18 protein-coding genes are annotated in these 18,390 nt (G+C 59.1%); 8 read left to right on the top strand and 10 right to left on the bottom strand.

The genetic code is table 11. The features are described from left to right. Positions 1-3: 3 nt before the first annotated feature. Positions 4-1,218: a DegT/DnrJ/EryC1/StrS family aminotransferase gene (locus tag RUM8411_RS02025; protein WP_085820945.1), complete on the bottom strand. Its 1,215-nt coding sequence runs from the start codon at positions 1,216-1,218 to the stop codon at positions 4-6. Between the two features lie 229 nt (positions 1,219-1,447). Between RUM8411_RS02025 and RUM8411_RS02020 the strand changes: the two genes are divergently transcribed. After that, positions 1,448-2,410, top strand: coding sequence for a formylglycine-generating enzyme family protein (locus RUM8411_RS02020; RefSeq protein ID WP_143534805.1), 963 nt, complete (start codon positions 1,448-1,450; stop codon positions 2,408-2,410). Between the two features lie 21 nt (positions 2,411-2,431). Here the strand turns inward: RUM8411_RS02020 and RUM8411_RS02015 are convergent, their stop codons facing one another. The 6 genes from RUM8411_RS02015 to RUM8411_RS01990 all read right to left on the bottom strand — a co-directional run bounded on the left by RUM8411_RS02015 (position 2,432) and on the right by RUM8411_RS01990 (position 9,929). Beyond that, positions 2,432-3,736, bottom strand: a complete 1,305-nt coding sequence (locus tag RUM8411_RS02015) for an NAD(P)/FAD-dependent oxidoreductase (RefSeq protein WP_085820943.1) — start codon at positions 3,734-3,736, stop codon at positions 2,432-2,434. Positions 3,737-3,744: 8 nt separating this feature from the next. Next, positions 3,745-5,103: a glutamine synthetase family protein gene (locus RUM8411_RS02010; protein ID WP_085820942.1), complete on the bottom strand. Its 1,359-nt coding sequence runs from the start codon at positions 5,101-5,103 to the stop codon at positions 3,745-3,747. Then, positions 5,103-5,783: a type 1 glutamine amidotransferase gene (locus RUM8411_RS02005; protein ID WP_085820941.1), complete on the bottom strand. Its 681-nt coding sequence runs from the start codon at positions 5,781-5,783 to the stop codon at positions 5,103-5,105. The genes RUM8411_RS02010 and RUM8411_RS02005 overlap by 1 nt, the downstream gene beginning before the upstream one ends. Positions 5,784-5,842: 59 nt before the next feature. Next, on the bottom strand, positions 5,843-7,162 hold the full coding sequence (locus RUM8411_RS02000) for a glutamine synthetase family protein (RefSeq protein ID WP_085821096.1): 1,320 nt from the start codon (positions 7,160-7,162) through the stop codon (positions 5,843-5,845). 112 nt (positions 7,163-7,274) lie between these two features. Further along, complete coding sequence (locus tag RUM8411_RS01995) at positions 7,275-9,461, bottom strand: xanthine dehydrogenase family protein molybdopterin-binding subunit (RefSeq protein WP_085820940.1); 2,187 nt, start codon at positions 9,459-9,461, stop codon at positions 7,275-7,277. A gap of 3 nt (positions 9,462-9,464) precedes the next feature. Then, positions 9,465-9,929, bottom strand: a complete 465-nt coding sequence (locus RUM8411_RS01990) for a (2Fe-2S)-binding protein (protein WP_085820939.1) — start codon at positions 9,927-9,929, stop codon at positions 9,465-9,467. Between the two features lie 138 nt (positions 9,930-10,067). Between RUM8411_RS01990 and RUM8411_RS01985 the strand changes: the two genes are divergently transcribed. The 5 genes from RUM8411_RS01985 (at position 10,068) to RUM8411_RS01965 (ending at position 14,313) form a co-directional block, all read left to right on the top strand. Then, positions 10,068-10,688, top strand: a complete 621-nt coding sequence (locus RUM8411_RS01985) for a TetR/AcrR family transcriptional regulator (RefSeq protein WP_085820938.1) — start codon at positions 10,068-10,070, stop codon at positions 10,686-10,688. Positions 10,689-10,879: 191 nt separating this feature from the next. Continuing rightward, positions 10,880-11,905, top strand: a complete 1,026-nt coding sequence (dusA, locus tag RUM8411_RS01980; protein WP_085820937.1) for a tRNA dihydrouridine(20/20a) synthase DusA — start codon at positions 10,880-10,882, stop codon at positions 11,903-11,905. Positions 11,906-11,944: 39 nt separating this feature from the next. Next, positions 11,945-12,769 carry a sulfite exporter TauE/SafE family protein gene (locus RUM8411_RS01975; protein WP_085821095.1) on the top strand — a complete coding sequence of 275 codons (825 nt, stop codon included), beginning with the start codon at positions 11,945-11,947 and terminating at the stop codon, positions 12,767-12,769. Continuing rightward, positions 12,766-13,548: a hypothetical protein gene (locus RUM8411_RS01970; RefSeq protein ID WP_085820936.1), complete on the top strand. Its 783-nt coding sequence runs from the start codon at positions 12,766-12,768 to the stop codon at positions 13,546-13,548. The genes RUM8411_RS01975 and RUM8411_RS01970 overlap by 4 nt, the downstream gene beginning before the upstream one ends. A 36-nt stretch (positions 13,549-13,584) precedes the next feature. Continuing rightward, positions 13,585-14,313, top strand: coding sequence for a SpoIIAA family protein (locus RUM8411_RS01965; RefSeq protein WP_085820935.1), 729 nt, complete (start codon positions 13,585-13,587; stop codon positions 14,311-14,313). A gap of 269 nt (positions 14,314-14,582) precedes the next feature. Here the strand turns inward: RUM8411_RS01965 and RUM8411_RS01960 are convergent, their stop codons facing one another. Genes RUM8411_RS01960 through ccmI form a run of 3 tightly spaced genes read right to left on the bottom strand, consistent with a single transcriptional unit; the run spans position 14,583 to position 16,521 of the window. Beyond that, the gene (locus tag RUM8411_RS01960; protein ID WP_085821094.1) at positions 14,583-14,816 is read right to left on the bottom strand and encodes a DUF1289 domain-containing protein; all 234 of its coding nucleotides are present in this window, start codon (positions 14,814-14,816) and stop codon (positions 14,583-14,585) included. A gap of 17 nt (positions 14,817-14,833) precedes the next feature. Beyond that, a complete protein-coding gene (gene ruvX, locus RUM8411_RS01955; protein WP_085820934.1) occupies positions 14,834-15,298 on the bottom strand; it encodes a Holliday junction resolvase RuvX in 465 nt (154 codons plus the stop codon). Continuing rightward, entirely contained in the window at positions 15,295-16,521 is a 1,227-nt protein-coding gene (gene ccmI / locus RUM8411_RS01950) for a c-type cytochrome biogenesis protein CcmI (RefSeq protein ID WP_085820933.1), read from the bottom strand. Before ccmI ends, ruvX begins: the two co-directional genes overlap by 4 nt. Before the next feature lie 196 nt (positions 16,522-16,717). Here ccmI and RUM8411_RS01945 point away from each other — a divergent pair, with 196 nt between their 5' ends. Both RUM8411_RS01945 and RUM8411_RS01940 read left to right on the top strand, forming a co-directional pair. Next, entirely contained in the window at positions 16,718-17,962 is a 1,245-nt protein-coding gene (locus RUM8411_RS01945; protein ID WP_085821093.1) for a sarcosine oxidase subunit beta family protein, read from the top strand. Between the two features lie 76 nt (positions 17,963-18,038). After that, a complete protein-coding gene (locus RUM8411_RS01940; protein ID WP_085821092.1) occupies positions 18,039-18,368 on the top strand; it encodes a sarcosine oxidase subunit delta in 330 nt (109 codons plus the stop codon). Positions 18,369-18,390 lie beyond the last annotated feature (22 nt).

Here is an 18,390-nt window from a genome sequence, read left to right as displayed (position 1 = left end):
TTTTCAGGTACCGAACGCCATAGCTGGCGCAGTGACCTCGCCGACTGAAGCCAGTAGAATATCGGCGATTACATCCAGTTCCTTGCGCGTCAGGCGAACGGGCAGGCGCACGTCGCAGGCCTTCATCAGCATGGCGCGGGTTTGCGGAAGCTCGATCTGTTCCGGCAGAAACTGCCAGTTCCAGAAGGCGCGCGCGTTATCCTCGCTCAGGCCAAACACTTGTACCTTGACCCCGCGGGCCTCTGCCGCGGCTGCGAAGGCCAATGTGTCTTCGTCGCTGAGGTCGACCAGGTTGAACTGGATCGAATCCGGTGCCCGGCGTTCTGGCGCAAGGGGGGCAGGCACGTGGATATGGGGCGACGTGTTCAGACGATCCGCAACATAGTCGTGATTGGCCAGACCATCGCGGACACGGCGTGCCAGTTCCGGAATTTGTGGACGGATCACGGCAGCGCTGAGGTTGCTCATGCGCAGGTTATACAGTGGCAGCTGGTTCTGCCAGCGGGCAAACGCTTGCTCCAAGTCGGGCGAGTTATCGCCGTGCGGGGATTTGTGTTTCTTCCAGTTATGTTCATAGGCGCCCGACATGATCACGGCGCGGGCCACCAAATCGGCGTCGTCAGTGACCAGGATGCCACCTTCGCCCGCGTTGATCATTTTGTAGGACTGGAATGAGAAACAGCCGACCTTGCCAATGGTGCCGATATTGCGACCATGCCAGGTGGTGCCCAACGAATGGGCGGCGTCTTCGATCACCGGGATATCGCGCGCGTCACACAGCGCCATGATCGCATCCATATCGGATGTATGGCCACGCATATGGCTGATAATCACGGCCTGCACATTTTCCAGTTTGGCTGCAAAATCATCCATGTCGATGCGATAGTTTTGACCGACCTCACACAGCACCGGAATGCAATCCGCATGCACGACCGAGGACGGTACTGCAGCAAAGGTAAAACCCGGGATCAGCACCCGCGCGTCGCGCGGCAAGTCCAGCGCCTTGAGCGACAGGAACAGCGCCGCTGAGCAGGACGAGACAGCCAGCGCGTATTTCGTGCCGAGCAGCTCTGCGAATTCCGACTCGAGCAGGGCAACCGGTGCGTCCTGCGGCGCGGTATAGCGGAACAGGTCGCCAGACTGCATCAAAGCGTCAATGGCGTCGCGGGCAGCGGCTGGAATTGGTTCGGCGTCATGAACGTTAGGAGGAAGCGTCATATTTGATTTTCCCTAATTTAGTCTTTGGAAAAGATAAAGCTAAACGATAGGCAATCCAACCCCTCAATCTTGGGGTTGGCAGAATTTCACCATTCTGTCGTAAACACGATGGCAACGGTTGGGCTTCTCGCACGCCGCGAGAGTTGTTTTGATCTTGCAACTTTGAGGAAAGTAAGGCGGCAATGGCCCAACTTTTACGGATCTCTTGTTTGATGGGTGGAGTACTGCTGTGACAATCGGACGTTTGGCCATACTTTTGGTGCTTTCAACCTTCGCATCGGTGGTACATGCCGATTATGTTCTGTCAGACAGCACTGAAGTCGAACCGCTTGAGATGTTTCAGGAATGCGGCGATTGCCCTGAGATGATTGTATTGCCTTTGGGTGAATTCTTGATGGGCGGGCCGCCGGGCGAATCAAAGCAAAACGTAAAGTTTGATGAGGCTGGAAACTGGATACGTGTCACCCCGGAAAATCCGTATATAGCCTTTCAGGAAGGGCCGGTTCACAAGGTCACGATAGATATGCCCGTTGCCATGGGCAGAAACGAAATCACTTACGATCAGTGGATGACGTGCGTCAACGATGGCGGATGCGGAGGGCATGAGCCGCAGGATTTCATCCGGCTGCCCAAATCGCAGCGCGCGAAAACCATCGGCAAACACCCGGTCATCACTGTGTCTTATCTGGATGCGGTTTCCTATACCGATTGGCTCAACAGCAAAGTCGGGATGGATGTCTATCGACTGCCAACCGAGGTGGAATGGGAATACGCCGCGCGCGCCGGGACGCAGACACCGTTTGCACAAGGCGAAGAAGTCACAACGGATCAAGTGAATTTTTTAGGCAGCGCGACAGAGATCATGCTGGGGGAAGTCTTCCCTGATCTTGTTGCCCGCGGAACACCTGTGCCGGTGGACGCTCTGGATGCTGCAAATGCCTGGGGATTGCGCCATATGTCGGGCAATGTCGCGGAAAGAACAATGTCCTGCTGGAAGGACCGGTATGCTGGTTGGAGGACATCCAGCATTTACCTGAAAAAGGCACGTGAACCCAATTGTGAACGACGCGTCACACGAGGCGGGGCATATCCTGCAGCGATGGACGGCTCACGTGTCGCTGGACGCGGCAGTGGGTTGGAGGACACCCGATCCCGGGTGTCGGGGTTCCGTGTCTTGCGAGCGTTAAAGTAAACGCCGCTGAAAATCTTGAAATTAAAACCCAAGCCGATCCCTCAGCGCAAACCACGTCATCGCCAGCACCAGCAGCGGGCTACGCAATGCTGGGCCGCCGGGAAAGGGCAGGGCGGGGACGCGGGCCATGGTGTCGAACCCTTCGGCCTGGCCCTGAATGGCCAGTGCCATCAATTGCCCGGCATGGGTGGCGGTGCCCACACCGTGACCGGAATAGCCCGACGCTGATAGGATATTGGGCGCAACCCGCGCCAGATAGGGCATCCGCCGCATGGTGATGGCCAGCGTGCCGCCCCAGGCGTAGTCGATCTTAACGTCCTGCAGATGCGGGAAAATCTCGGCCATCGGTTTGCGTACAGTGGTCGCAATGTCAGCCGGAAAGCGGTAGCCATAGCTTTCCCCGCCGCCAAAAAGCAGGCGGTTATCGGCGCTGAGGCGGAAATAGTTCACGACGAATTTGGTATCCGCAACCGCGACGTCTCGGGTCAGGACGCGGGCGGCATCCGTGCCCAAAGGCTCAGTCGCGGCGATGAAATTGTTGATCGGCATGACCCTTGAGGCCACTTTGCCGTTCAGATCACCCAGATATCCGTTGCAGGCCAAAACAACGTGGTTGGCCGTCACCTTGCCCTGCGGTGTTGCCACGATGGCCGGATCGGTTTCCTGCACGCCTGTGACCTCAGTGCTTTCATAGATGCGCACGCCGGCTTTTGCGGCGGCCTGCGCCAGACCCAGAGCAAAGTTCAACGGATGCAGGTGCGCCGCGCCCATGTCCAGATAACCACCACGATAGGTGGGCGACGGGCAGAGGCCATGCGCTGCACTTTCGTCCAGCAGCTCGATCTGGTCGTACCCGTATCGTGTGGACAGGTGCGCCGCGTGGTCGTGCAGGTCCCGTTGGTCGCCGGTGCTGAGGCCCAGAACCGCAATGCCGGGCTTCAGGTCGCAGTCGATCTGATGCTTGGCGATCAGCGACTTGACCAAACCCTTGGCGTCCTCGGCCAGATCCCACAGCTTGGCGGCATCATCGTCGCCGACCAGCCGTTCAAGGTCTTCCTGATCCATCCGCTGGGCACTGCCCAATTGGCCGCCATTGCGACCCGATGCGCCAAAGCCGACCCGGTGCGCCTCAAGCAGCACCACGTCAAACCCGGCCTCGGCCAGATGCAATGCCGCGGACAGGCCGGTATAGCCACCGCCAACCACGCAAACGTCGGCTGTGACGTCTTCTGTCAGGGCCGGATAACGTTCTGTCGCATTGGCCGTCGCGGCATACCAACTGGCTGGGTATTCCGCCCTGCGGTCGTTGGAATAGAGCAGGTTCATCGCACGCCTCAGACGTTCATCAGCAGGTGTTCACGCTCCCACGGAGAGATGACCTGCAGGAATTCCTCATACTCGGCGCGTTTGACGATGCCGTAGACGCGGGCGAAATCGGGGCCCAAAACTTTGTGCAGGGCGGTGGCTTCGTCGAACAGGTCTAGCGCGTTGCCCATCACCTGGGGGATATCGCCTTCGCCCTCATAAGCGTCGCCATAAAACTGACGGCGGGGGCGTTCCTGCTGGGTCAGCCCAAGGTAGCCGCAGGCCAGCGACAAGGCGATGCCCAGATAGGGGTTGCAGTCCATGCCCGCGATGCGGTTTTCAACCCGGCGCGCCTCGGGTCCCGACAGGGGAACGCGAATGCCGGTGGTGCGGTTGTCACGTGCCCATTCCAGATTGATCGGCGCGGCGTGGTCTTTCACGTAGCGACGGTAGGAATTCACATAAGGCGCCATCACCGCCAGACCGGCGGGCAGGTGATTCTGGAGACCGGCGATAAAGTTATAGAAGGCGTCCGTCTCTCCGCCTTGAGGGCCGGAAAAAATATTCTGACCGGTTTCTGTTTCGATGATCGAATGGTGGATATGCATGGCCGAGCCCGGCTCATCCTCGATCGGTTTTGCCATGAAGGTGGCAAAGCAATTGTGGCGCAGGGCGGCTTCGCGGATCAGCCGTTTGAAATAGAACACCTCATCGGCCAGCTTGACGGGATCGCCGTGGCGCAGGTTGATTTCCAGCTGACCAGCACCGCCTTCCTGCGTGATGCCGTCAATCTCGAACCCCTGATGTTCGGCGAAATCATAGATGTCGTCGATGACCGGGCCAAACTCGTCCACGGCGGTCATGGAATAGGCCTGCCGTGCGGCCGCCGGGCGACCAGAACGGCCCATCATCGGTTTGATGCTTTGCGCCGGGTCGACATTGGGGGCGACCAGAAAGAACTCCATCTCGGGCGCGACGATCGGCTTCCAACCCTTGTCGTGATACAGTTGCACTACACGTTTCAGCACGTTGCGGGGGCTGAAGGGGATCGGCTCTCCGTCCCGGTCATAAGCGTCGTGGATCACCTGCAAGGTCCAGTCGCCTGTCCAGGGTGCCGCAGACGCGGTTGAGAAATCTGGCTTCAGGATCATGTCGCGTTCTATGAACCCGTCATCGCCTGCGGCCTCGCCCCAATCACCGGTGATGGTCTGGTAGAAGATGCTGTCGGGCAGATGAAAATAGTCTTGCCGCGCAAATTTGGAAGCGGGCACAGCCTTGCCGCGGGCGATACCCGGCAGGTCTGAGATGATGCATTCAACCTCGTCCAGTCGCTGGCCGTCGATATAGGTGCGGGCTGCCTCGGGCAGTTGGTCTTTCCAGTCGGCCATCAGGCCCTCTCTTTCTTCAGAAACTCTGCCATCTGCCGTGCGATATTCGGGTTGTCGTCCCGGGTCGGCAGTCGATCAGCGGCTGCGTCCATCAGGGTATCGGGCACCACGCCTTTGCCACGCGTATCCATAAGGCCCTGGATGAAGGCGTCGCCATATTCCGGGTGGGCTTGAACGGTCCAGATGCTGTCTCCATACGCCACCATGGCGTTGCGGCAAAACGCGTTTGCCCCCAGCACCTGCGCCCCTTCGGGTAGCGCGACAACTTGATCCTGATGCCAGGCGTTTAACGTCACGGTCCGTCCGCCATAGCTGTAGTCTGTCCGCCCAATGGCCCAGCCGCCATCGAACTTTTCAACTTTTCCGCCAAGCGCTTGCGCTATGATCTGGTGGCCGAAACACACACCAATCAAAGGTTTACGACTGGCTTGAATGTCCCGGATCAGATCCTCCAGCACTGGGATCCATGGGTGGTCCTCATACGCGCCGTGGCGCGAGCCGGTGATGATCCAGCCATCCGCCTGATCCACATCTTGCGGGAATTGATTGTCAACGACCGAGAAGGTCACATAGTCGAACCCGTTGCCATCCAGAAGGGTGCGAAACATACCGTCATATTCGCCGAACTGGTCTTGCAATTCGTCAGGCGGGTGGCCGGTCAGAAGGATGCCGATTTTCATAGGTCACCAAATTTGATCAAATTTATTCTAACCCAGTCAAAGTGGCCGGGCAAGGGGGCTCAAACAGCTTCGAGATAGCTGAGCCAGTGTTCTTCGGGGGGACGCGCTGCAAAGCGCCTGATTTCCTGCCGCTTGGTCATGGCGAAAAAGCGGATCAGGTCGGCAGGGAAAATGCGTGCGACCTGAGGGTCGGATTCAAACGCGGCGATAGCCGAGGGCCAATCCTGTTTCAACTGCGGAAGCCCTTCCGCCTCATAAGCGTTCCCGGTGATTGGGTTAGGGGGCTCAGTTTCATCCTCAATCCCGTTCAGAGCCGCGCCCAGTACGGCGGTTAGCATCATGTAGGGGTTGATGTCGCCGCCTGCGACGCGGTGCTCGATCCGCCGCGCGGCCGGAGCGCCGCCCGGAATGCGCAGGGCGGCTGTGCGGTTTTCATAAGCCCAGCTTGCCCCTGTCGGGGCATGTGCGCCAGGAACAAGTCGGGTGTACGAGTTTCCATGCGGGGCAAAAACCAGTGTGCTGCCGGGCATTGCCGCAAGGCAGCCTGCCACGGCCCAGCGCAGCAGATCAGTGCCTTCGGGGCCACCGTCGTCAAACACATTCCGCCCATGTTGGTCCACGACCGAGAAATGAACGTGCATCCCATTGCCTGCATCGTCTGCATAGGGTTTTGCCATGAAAGTGGCGGAAAATCCGTGTTTGCGAGCAAGGCCGCGGGTCAACACCTTGAAAAGCCACGTGTCATCGGCACAGCGCATGGCGTCCTGATGGTTCAGGTTGATTTCGAACTGACCAATACCGCTTTCGGAAATTGCGGTCTGGGCCGGAATGCCCATCGCCGCGCAGCCGTCATAAAGGTCTGTAAAAAAGGCGTCGAAGGCGTCCATCTCGGCCATAGAGAGGACTGCCTCATCCATCAGGCGTCGTCCAGTGACCGGGTTGATAGGCGGTTGTGGGTGCGGGCCCGAGGCATCAAGCAGAGTGAACTCCAGCTCTGTGGCCGCAATGACGGACCAGCCGCGCTGGGCATATCGCTTTAATACTGCAGCCAGCGCGTGGCGAGGGTCACCCGCAAACGGTGTGCCGTGGTCGTCATATAGGGACATGGGGACCAGCGCCGTATCCGTCTCAAGCCACGGAACGGGGACGGGGCCGCGTTCGGTTGGCCGCAGGACGCCATCCGCATCACCGGATTCGAACACCAGGGGGCTGCCGTCGATATCTGCACCCCAAAGGTCCACATTCAGCGCCGAAAACGGCATCCGTACAGCGCCAGTGTCCAGTTTAGAGCCATAAGAAGGCGGCACGCGTTTGCCGCGCAGCTGACCGTTCAGGTCGCACGCAGCGACACGAAAGCTGTGCAGGGCGCTCAGGTCCATCGGGGTCTCCATAACTCTGGTTTCCCGAGGTGTAGTCGACGCAGCGCGCCTTGTCACTAAATTTGATCAAATTCCCTCGCGCCATCGATTTCGATGGCGCGAGGGAGGGGCGTTAGACAAAGCTGACGCCGTTTTCTGCCATCGGCAACTCTGCCATGTGCAGTCCCGACATCGCGGTAATGGCATTGGCCAGCGCTGGCGCGGATGGCGGCGTGCCGGGCTCACCCACACCGGTCGGTGCTTCGGCCGAGGGCACGATATGCACGTCGATCGCAGCAATATCGCCGATCCGCAAAGGCTCATAATCCGGAAAGTTGTATTGATCCACGGCGCCGCTGGTCAGGGTGATCTGGTCGCGCATCACATGACCAATCCCATAGCCGATGCCACCTTCCATCTGGGCTTTCACTACGTCCGGATTCACGGCGATACCACAATCGACGGCACAGGTGACCTTTTCGATCTTGATCCCGCTTTCCGGATCGCCCGAAATCTCGACAACTTCTGCAACATAAGAACCAAAGGACTTGTGCACCGCGATCCCTTGCGACCGACCCTCGGGTGCAGTCCCCCAGCCCGCTTTTTCTGTGGCCAATTTCAGAACCGCGGCCTTCCGCTGTTGATCTGGATCGCTGGCGTCAGACAGATGCGCCAGACGGAATTCGACCGGGTCGCGGCCAGCGGCCTGGGCCGCCAGATCCATCATGGTTTCCATGGTGTAAGCCGTGTGCGTGTGCCCAACCGAGCGCCACCACAGAACAGATGTGGCTTTGGGTGTGTCGGTCAGACCAAGTGCCATGCCCGGAATTTCATAAGGGCTGTCTGCAATCCCCTCGACCGAGCTGTGATCGACACCGCCATGTACAACGACAGCTTCGAACGGCGTGCCCTTCATGATCGATTGACCTGCCACCTGATGCTGCCAGCCGACGATCTCGCCCTCGGCATTCAGGCCAACGCGTGCTTTGTGACCAAACGCAGGGCGGTAATAGCCGCTGCGGATGTCATCTTCGCGGGTCCAGACCAGTTTTACAGGGCGCGAACGGTCAGTGACCACAAAGGCCAGCGCCGCCTCGACCTGATAATCGGCATCCGGCGTTGCGCGACGCCCAAACGATCCACCAGCCAGCATCGTGTTGATCTGGATCTTCTCGGGTGGCAGTTGGAAAATCTGCTGATAGGCCATATGCGGGCCTGTCGGCATCTGGCTGCCGTCATGCAGGACGATATTGCCCTCGGCAGTCTGTTCGATGGTACAGTTCAGAGGCTCCATCGGTGCATGCGCCAGTAGCGGGAAGTAAAAGGTCTTTTCAACAACCTGATCCGCCCCTTCAATCGCTGCCGACACTGCTGCCACGTCTGCCTTGTTCACATTATAGGTGGCTTCAGCCTCCAACGCGTCCATGATTTCGGCTTTGATCTGGTCTGAATCGCGGGTTTCCGCGCCAGACATGTCCCATTCGACCTCAAGCGCATCTCGCGCCTGAATCGCAGCCCAGGTGTTTTCGGCATAGACCGCAACGCCCGCCTGGTTGGGCAGTACAGTCGCGTTGATATAGCCTTTGACCTCTTTCGACGCGCTGTCGTCAAAGCCCGTAGCGATTCCCCCGCGCGATTCCGGGCGTTTGATCATAGCGATCATCTGGTTCGGCAGGTGGACGTCCATTGCATACATTGCCTGACCATTGCCTTTTATGGCGGAATCCTTGCGGCGCACTGCCTCGTTGCCAATCAGGCGAAAATCCGCAGGGTCCTTCAGGCGCGGCTCGACAGGTGCTTCCAGTTGAGATGCGGCAGCCACGAAGTCCGCGATTGGTGCGGATTTGTCACCCGCATTGACAATGCCCTCTTCGATGGTGACGTCGGATGCGGCCACACCCCAGCTTTGGGCAGCGGCATTGATCAGCATCTCACGCGCAGCGGCACCGGCTTGACGATACTGCATCCACGAGTTGGCCATCGCGGTCGATCCGCCGGTGCCCTGGAACGGACCGAACAGCAGATTGTTATAGACCTGCGGGTCGGAAGGGGCGAATTCGTATTCGATCTGATCCATACGCAGGCCGATTTCCTCGGCGATCAACGTCGGCAGACCGGTTGCAGGGCCCTGACCTTTTTCAAAGTGTTTGACGATGGCTGTCACGGTGCCATCGGCGTCAATCTTAACAAACGGGTTAAACTGAGCGGTCTCAGAGGATGCAGCCGCCAGCGCGCCATCGGGGCGTGCGCCAACCAGCAGAACGGCACCGGCAGCGGCGGCGCTTTTCAGGAAACCACGGCGAGTTGTGTTGATGGTCATGGATCAGGCCTCCAGAATATCGGATGCGCGCTGAATACCGGCGCGGATGCGTTGATAGGTGGCACAGCGACAGGCGTTGCCCGCCATGTACGTGTCAATCTCTTCGACAGAAGGTTTGGCGTTTTCGGACAGCAGGCCGACGGCGGACATCACCTGACCCGATTGGCAATAGCCGCACTGAACCACGTCCAGTTCGACCCAGGCCTGCTGCACTGCGGCGCCGATCTTGTCATCGCCAACGGCCTCAATTGTGGTGATCTCGGCGTCTTCGACGTCTTCGATATAGGTCTGGCACGAGCGTACCGGTTCGCCATTCAGGTGCACGGTACATGCACCGCATGAGGCGACACCGCAGCCAAATTTTGTTCCGGTCAGTTTAAGCTCATCCCGAATTACCCACAGCAGGGGCGTGCCAGGTTCGGCGTCAACCGTGTGGGTGGCGCCGTTCAATTTTAGTGTTAAGGCCATAGGGGGCTCTCCTGTTGGGCTGGCTACCTGAATCGGTAAACTTGCGAGTTTACATTATGCCAAGGTGTTGCAGATGTAAACCTGGGAGTTTACGTAGTGTTTGACCTTAATCAGTCAATAGGTCTATAGCTTTAAAATATGACGGATTGCACCGGGCCCAACGCTTCCAAACATGCTCAGATCATCGAAGCGGCCGTAGCCGAATTCCAGGAAAAGGGATTCGCCGCAGCAAGCATGGACCGCGTGTCCGCCCGTGCCGAGGTTTCCAAACGCACGCTATATAAGTATTTCGAAAGCAAGGAAAACCTGTTTCGTTCGATTGTGATCGAACTGTCCAACCGGTTCGCGGGTTTGCGCGATTTTCGATACACGCCGGGGCGCGATATCCGCGCGCAACTGACCGAACTGGCATGGGCCGAGGGTCGAATTCTGATGATGCCCGAAGTGATCGCAATGTCCCGCATGGTGATCAGCGAAACTTTGCGCAATCCGGTTTTGGCGGCTGCGGCCCAGGGCAAATTGGACAAGACACCTATCTTTGTCGCCGTCCTGAGGGAGGCCTCTGAAGAAGGCCAGTTGCAGATCGATGATCCAGACAGAGCGGGACAGGAGTTCATTGGCCTGATCAAATCCAGAGCCTTTTGGCCGATGGTTTTCACCGGAGGCGTTCTGAGCAAAGATGAAATGACAGCTACAATAGACAGCAGCGTTGAGTTGATCCTAAGCCGCTACGGCGTGACGCATTCATCTTCTGGGTAACGCCGGAACAGCTTGGATTGTTGCGCCAACACACTCCGTTCCCAGGTTAGTTTTTCAGCGATGTCTGAGACCGCCATCAGGTGGTGGCGTTCGGAATTGAAACGGTGCTAAAAGGCGCTCTTGGTGCTGCCTGCCGTGGCGCCGTGTGCGTAAATGGCTGAAAACGCGGCCAGGACGGGAATCTGTGGCAGATGGAACATTCGAGAATTCCAGAAAAACAAGGCATTTCGACAATTCACCGCGCGGCCCGTCTGTCGGTTGCACCCATGATGGATTGGACTGACCGCCATTGTCGCTATGTACACCGCCTGCTCAGCGGTCAGGCGTTGCTGTACACCGAAATGGTGACGGCCCCGGCTTTGGTGCGGGGTGGGGCGCTGCATCTGCTGAGCTACAGCCCCGAAGAACACCCGGTGGCACTTCAACTGGGCGGCTCGGACCCGGAAGAGCTTGCTCTCGCCGCGCGATTTGGCGCCGAAGCAGGCTATGATGAGATCAATCTGAACTGTGGATGTCCCTCGGATCGGGTGCAATCCGGGACATTTGGGGCGGTGCTGATGAAGGATCCCATCCGCGTCGCCGAATGTGTTACTGCCATGGCCGAGGCGGTTGATGTTGAGGTGACCGTAAAGTGCCGGATCGGTGTTGACGAACAGCACCCGGAAGAAATCTTGCCCGGGTTTCTGGATCATATCCGTACGGCGGGGTGTCATCGCGTGACGATCCATGCGCGCAAGGCGTGGCTTCAGGGCCTCAGCCCTAAGGAAAACAGGGATATCCCGCCTTTGGACTATGATCTGGTTCACGGGATGAAGGCTGCGTTTCCCGACCTTCATATCTCACTCAACGGCGGCATAACATCGCTGGACCAGGTGCGTGCACATCTGGATGCTGGGCTGGATGGTGTCATGATCGGTCGAGCGGCCTACCACCAGCCCACCGATATTCTGGCCGAAGCTGATCCGTTGATTTTCGGAACCGGGAAGGTGGCTGATCCCATTGAAGTGGTTCAAAAAATGGTGCCCTATGTCGAACGCCACCTTGTCGAAGGGGGACGTTTGCACCAGATCACCCGTCATATGCTGGGCCTTTTCGCTGGTCGTCCGGGTGCGCGGGCATGGCGGCGGGCTTTGTCCGAAGGGGCGGTGCATGACGGGGCGGGGCCCGAGGTCATGCTGCAGGCGCTGGAGCGTGTTGCGCCTCTGGCTGAGGTCTGAGCGGAATAAACAGCGGCCACAGGCCGATATGGGGGAATGATGCCCGAAACGTTGTTGCTGGCCCAGATGCTGGGCCTTTTGCTTGTGATCGGCGCGCTGGCCGGCGTGCTGGCTGGCCTTTTGGGGGTCGGCGGAGGTATCGTTCTGGTCCCTGCGTTTTTCTATGCGTTTCAGACGCTTGGGTATGGCGGTCCGCAGCTGATGCAGCTGTGCCTGGCCACTTCTCTGGCAACCATCATCGTGACGTCCCTGCGATCGGTATTGGCCCATAACAAAAAAGGCGCGGTGGATTGGGACATCCTGCGCGGTTGGGGGCCGGGGATCGCCATCGGGGCGATCATTGGCGTTCTAGCCGCCTCGGCCTTACGGACCGAAACATTGCAGGCCCTGTTCGGCGTTCTGGGCATGGTCATCGGTGCCTATCTTGGGTTGGGAAAATCCGAGTGGCGGCTGGGCGATACCATGCCCAAGGGCTTGCGCCGTGCGGCGCTGTCACCCTCTGTGGGATTCCTGTCCGTACTGATGGGGATCGGCGGCGGCAGCTTTGGCGTGCCGTTGATGAGCCTGTTTAACACCCCCATTCACCGGGCCGTTGCAACCGCTGCGGGCTTTGGGGTGATCATTGCTGTGCCCTCGGTTCTGGGTTTTCTGTTTTTGGATATCGCACCTGAGCATCGCCCGCCGCTGACCATCGGAGCGGTCAATTTGGTTGCGTTTTGCATCGTCGTGGCCATGACCATGATCACCGCCCCTTGGGGGGTAAAACTGGCCCATTCCATGGATTCCAAACCGCTCAAACGGGTCTTCGCTGTGTTTCTGACGCTGGTTGCCCTGAACATGCTGCGCAAGGCGCTGGGCTTTTGACCGCGTTTTGGCAGAAAGGCTGGATCAAATTTCCCTATGATCCGATCCTCGCGGGTTGGGTTGAACATGCGCTGCCTGCGGCCCGGTCGGCGGTCACGAGTCCGGCCTTTGCCCAATGGCTGGATTGCGAGGGTACTTGGTTCATTGGTGTGGACGCGCTGGATAACGACCCGCAGGGCAGGGTCGGGCGTTCTGACGCTCTGACCGGGCAGGCCATGGCGTTCATTTACCAGCACTACGGAGCGTTGCCGCTGCACAAAGGTCAAGTCTCGGTTATTTACCCCGCCTATCCCCGCCCGCGGCAGGGTGAAAACGAAAACGCGGCGCAATATCGGCGAAACCGGGATGCGGCCCATGTAGACGGGTTGCGACCAACTGGACCGGATCGCAGGCGCAGGGTGGACGAGCCGCACGCCTGGATTCTGGGCATTCCCCTCACCGATGCCAGCACCGAAGCCGCACCCATGGTTCTGTGGGAGGGCAGCCACAAGATCCTGCGCGCGGCCTTTGTGCGCGCTCTGGACGGGCAGCCTCGGGACAGCCTGCATCAGGTTGACGTCACCGAAATCTACCAATCCGCGCGCCGCGAGGTGTTCGAGAGCTGCAAGCGGATCGAGTTGCCCGCAAAACCGGGCGAGGCCTATCTGTTGCACCGACACTGTTTGCACGGGGTCGCCCCATGGGGTGACACGGCCACGGCCGGGCCTGACGGACGTATGATTGCTTATTTTCGCCCGGAATGCGCGGGGGGAGTGGCCGAATGGATCGAATCCCCGTAACTTCCTGCCATTGTTAAGGTTTGGAGGATTTTCCCAATGATAACGATCCACACAAATTCCGACGGTGCCCTGATCGAGGTCGAGCTATCCGGTGAGGTCACCAGCACTGATTACAGCCAAACTCTGGTCCCCGCGATTGAGGCCGCATTGGCCGAACATGACACCGTGCGCCTGTTGGCCGTCGTTCAGCCAGAATTCAAAGGATACGATCTGGGGGCGGCTTGGGCGGATACGAAACTGGGTCTCAGCCATTGGCGTGGGTTCGACCGAATTGCTGTGGCGGCGGATCAGGGTTGGGTGCAGACCAGTATCCGTTTGGCGGCTCCGATCCTGCCTTGCCCCGTTCAGGTTTTCGAACTGACCGATCTGGAGGCTGCGCGTCGTTGGATGCGCGAATCCCTGGGGGCCATTCATGTGACTGATTTGGGTGGTCCGTGCATTCAGATCAGCCTGATGGGAAAGCTGGACCCCGAAGAATACAAGCAGGCATCCCTTGATCTGGATGCAGTGCTGGCGGGCAAGGACGGGTTCCGTTTGTTGATCGATCTGCGTGAATTTGACGGCTGGCAGGGCCTGACGGCGCTGGCCGCGCATTTCCGACTGGCGCGTGGGCATATCGGATCGTTGGATCGTGCGGCAATCGTTGGGGACAAGGCATGGCAACACATGGCTCAGAAGGTCGCCAGCCACGTTCTTGGCACCCGGACTGAGTTTTTTCCGTCCGAGGAAATCGAGAACGCAAAAACGTGGTTGGCAGCAGGGTAGCTGGTGGATCAGCGACGTGAAAACCGTGTGTGCCGTCGCTGACGTGGGGTCACAAAAATTGATGTAGTTTTTTCTTGATTGACTGGTCAAAAAAATATTAAGAAAAAGTCTGTTCTTCTGCTCAACCACATCAGAAGAACGAAGTAGCTTAAACGCGCCGCTGTGGGTTGCCACTCACTCACCCATGTCTTCGAACTTGATCCCCCCTCGGAGTTCAGACCGACCCACAGCGGCGCTGGTTCAGCCAAAACCCTTGTCAGAGCAGATGTTTACGAATTCTTGACACGCGCGGCTCGACCGCCGCGCCTTTTTGCCAGGCGAGGCTTTCGGGATGGCAGGTCTTCCATGATCTCAGCGCGTTCTGAGGCATCCATCTTGGACCAGCGCGAAATCTCATCCAACGACCGATAGCATCCGGTGCAAATGCGTTCGGTGGGGTGAACGACACAGATCTGGACGCAAGGGCTTTCGACCTCGTTCCGTTTCCAAACCATATTCGTCATCGGTTTACCCCGTTTCATTACAGAAAGCGCAACCTGTCCAGCGCCCCTTGTAGAATATAGCCTGCTGCGACATGGTCTATAACCTGTCCGCGACGTTTTCGTGTCGTATCCGCCTCGAGAAGCGCCTTTTCTGCCGCGACCGTGCTAAGGCGTTCGTCCCAGAAGCCGATTGGAACCTCGGTCAGACGCGACAGGTTGCGAGCAAAGGCGCGGGTTGACTGGCAGCGGGGACCTTCAGAGCCGTCCATGTTTTTGGGCAGGCCCAGAACGACGCCACCGATCTCGCGACCTGCTATGATCTTTAGCAATTGAGCGGCGTCCAGGGTGAACTTCTTGCGTCGTACGGTTTCCAGCGGGCTTGCCACACCGCGCATCCGGTCCGAGACGGCCACGCCGATGGTCTTTTCTCCTAGGTCCAACCCCATCAATGCGGTCGTCGTTGGCAGCGCGGCGGCGAAGTCTTCGAATGCGTCGTAGATCATTGCGCGATCCCGGCCTGGAGGGCGGCGGCGTCGATCATCTCTAGCGCGGCATCATTGCCCGCGAACACTTCCATGGCTTCTTTTTTTATTTCGATGGCGCGTTGCCCTTCGCCCAATACGCCCAAGGCGGAAATCAGACGGGCCCAGTCCTCGGGCGGGCCGCCTTCGGCGGCCAAACGGTCTGACAGTTGGTTGACCATGCCCAGTATCATGTCCTGGCGCTCTTCCGGTGTTAGGGCGGCTGCGGCTTCCATATCGGTCTGGCTAGGTCCGGCAGGCGCCATGGCCGCCGCGCTCGGCGCATTGAAGACGCCGGCGCGAAAGGCCAGATCGTCCAGTTGCGCGCGGATGGCCTGCGCCCAAGGTGCGCCAGCGGGTGCGTTGCGCAGGGCATCGACCCAGATGCGATAGCCGATGTCGGGGCGCCCAACCTGAACCATCATCTGCCCAAGGTAATACTGGGCCGGTCCGTGGTGTGGATCGCGTCGCAACACTTGTCTCAGGGCCTCTTCAGCCTCGGGTGAGACATAGCCGTTCGCAGACAAGATCATCATCTCGGCCAGATGCGAGTAAGCATCAGCTGGCGCAGTCTCGCCGGTCAGCTCAATCACGCGTTGTTGTGCTTTGTAGGCCGCAGGGTAATTGCCTGTATTCGCCTCATGCTGTGCCAGCAGGATGTGGCCTTGCAGGTCATCGGGGCGTGCGGCAACTGTTTCACGCAGCTGACCCAACAGCGTGGCGTAGCCTTCTTCCAGCTGCGGCAACGGGGCGGCCGGGGCTTCCGCCTCGGCTTCGGCCTGACTGGGGCGTTCCGCGCGCAAGGTCTCGGCCATTTCCTTCCGCGACGACAAAGGCTGATCTGGCAGCCCTGCGGCGCCCATCTGACGGTACATCCAGCCTGCACCGCCCACCAATATGATCGTGACACATGCAATTGCGGTGAAACTGACCCAGCGAGGCGGGCCAGCTTTTTCGGTTTGAGACTGCATCTGCGTGTCAGCCGCCAGAATACGGCGTGAGATTTCTGTCCGAACCCGTTCCGCGTCAGCTTCACCAATGACGCCCCGGGCAAAATCCCGGTCCACGCCCGCCAGCTGTTCGCGGTACACGCGCAGGTCATAGGCCGCCGCAGGCTCTCGCGTTTTGCGACCGCGCAGCATGGTATAGCCGAGGAAAACCGCGATCAGCAACGCGACTAGAATGGTCAGGGCCCAGAATGACATGGCTTCTCCGATATGGCTGTCCTGACTTAGACCTCTCGGCGCAGGGAAAAAAGGGACAAATGGCCGCGAGCGGACGTCATGTCGCAATAATGGGGGCTATGTCGCAATAATGCGATATTACGGCGTTGCACGGCAGGGGGATGACGTCGTTACGCGGCATATCTTCGCCCAATCACCGAACCGGATGGATTCGCCTATGAAACACTATTCAGCCTTTGCTGTGGCGCGAGAGGCGCTGCGCTATCACACTGGGTGGGAGCGCGCCTGGCGTTCGCCCGAGCCAAAGAAACGCTATGACGTCATCATCATCGGTGCAGGCGGTCATGGTCTGGCGACGGCGTATTATCTTGGCAAGAACTACGGCATCCAGAATGTCGCAGTGATTGAAAAGGGCTGGTTGGGCGGTGGCAACACCGGTCGGAACACCACCATCATCCGTTCGAACTATCTGCAGGATCCCTCCGCTGCGATCTATGAAAAGGCGCGCGGGCTGTATGAGGATCTCAGCCAGGACCTGAACTACAACGTCATGTTCAGCCCGCGCGGCGTGATGATGCTTGCTCAGACCCAGCATGAGATTCGCGGCTATCAGCGCACAGCGCATGCCAACGCGCTGCAGGGCGTTCAGACCGAATGGATCGGACCCGACCGCGTCAAGCAATTGGTGCCGATCATCAACATCGACGGACCGCGGTATCCCGTACTGGGGGCGCTGTGGCAGGAACGCGGCGGCACTGCACGCCACGATGCAGTGGCCTGGGGCTATGCCCGCGCCTGTTCGGCCATGGGCATGGACATCATCCAACAGTGTGAAGTGACCGGCGTTCGTTCGCAGGACGGCCGCGTTGTTGGCGTGGATACCACCAAAGGCGCGATCGATTGTGATAAGCTGGGCGTCATGGTCGCAGGCCATTCCGGTCAGCTGGCCGAGATGGCGGGCTTCCGTCTGCCGCTTGAGGCTATCTCGCTGCAGGCGCTGGTGTCCGAGCCGATCAAACCCTGCATGGACGTGGTTGTGATGGCCAACACCGTGCATGGCTACATGTCGCAATCCGACAAGGGTGAGATGGTGATCGGCGGCGGCACCGACGGGTTCAACAACTACACCCAGCGCGGTTCGTTCCACCACATTGAGGAAACAGTCCGCGCCCTGGTCGAGACCTTCCCGATGATCTCGCGCCTGAAAATGCTGCGCCAATGGGGTGGGATTGTGGACATGACCGGTGACCGCTCACCCATCCTGTCAAAAACGCCATTGGGCGGCTGCTTCATCAACTGCGGATGGGGCACCGGTGGATTCAAGGCCATCCCGGGCTCGGGCTGGGGCATGGCGCAACTGATGGCCACGGGCCATTCACCGCTGACCGAAGCCTTCTCGCTGGACCGCTTCAAAGAGGGCCGCTTTATCGACGAAAGCGTCGCGGCCGGGGTGGCGCACTGATGGTGCTGCACGAGGTTTTGAAAACTAAGAACACATGGCGGCCGACGTACCTATCAATCGCCAAAAGGATGAACATATGCTGATCCTGAATTGCCCTTACTGTGGCGTGGATGCCGAAGAAACCGAACTGGCCGCCGGTGGCGAGGCGCATCTGAAGCGTTTCGGACCGGGATCGTCAGATGGTGATTTTCACGACTATCTGTTCATGCGGGAAAACCCACGGGGCGTGCATTTCGAACGCTGGCGCCATGTGAATGGTTGCGGAAAATGGTTTCACGCGGCCCGCTGCACCCAATCGCTGGAAGTGTTCGGAACCTATTCCGCGCAGGTCACCGAGCCGCCCAAAGAAATCCGCGAGGCGATCTCTGCCAAGCGCCCCGGCTGGACGTGGAGAGAGTTCGAATGATCCGCGCCGCCACATGTAAATC

The sequence above is a fragment of the Ruegeria meonggei genome, assembly GCF_900172215.1.
GTDB classification, from domain to species: domain Bacteria; phylum Pseudomonadota; class Alphaproteobacteria; order Rhodobacterales; family Rhodobacteraceae; genus Ruegeria; species Ruegeria meonggei.
This window is presented reverse-complemented; position numbering and strand designations above follow the sequence as displayed.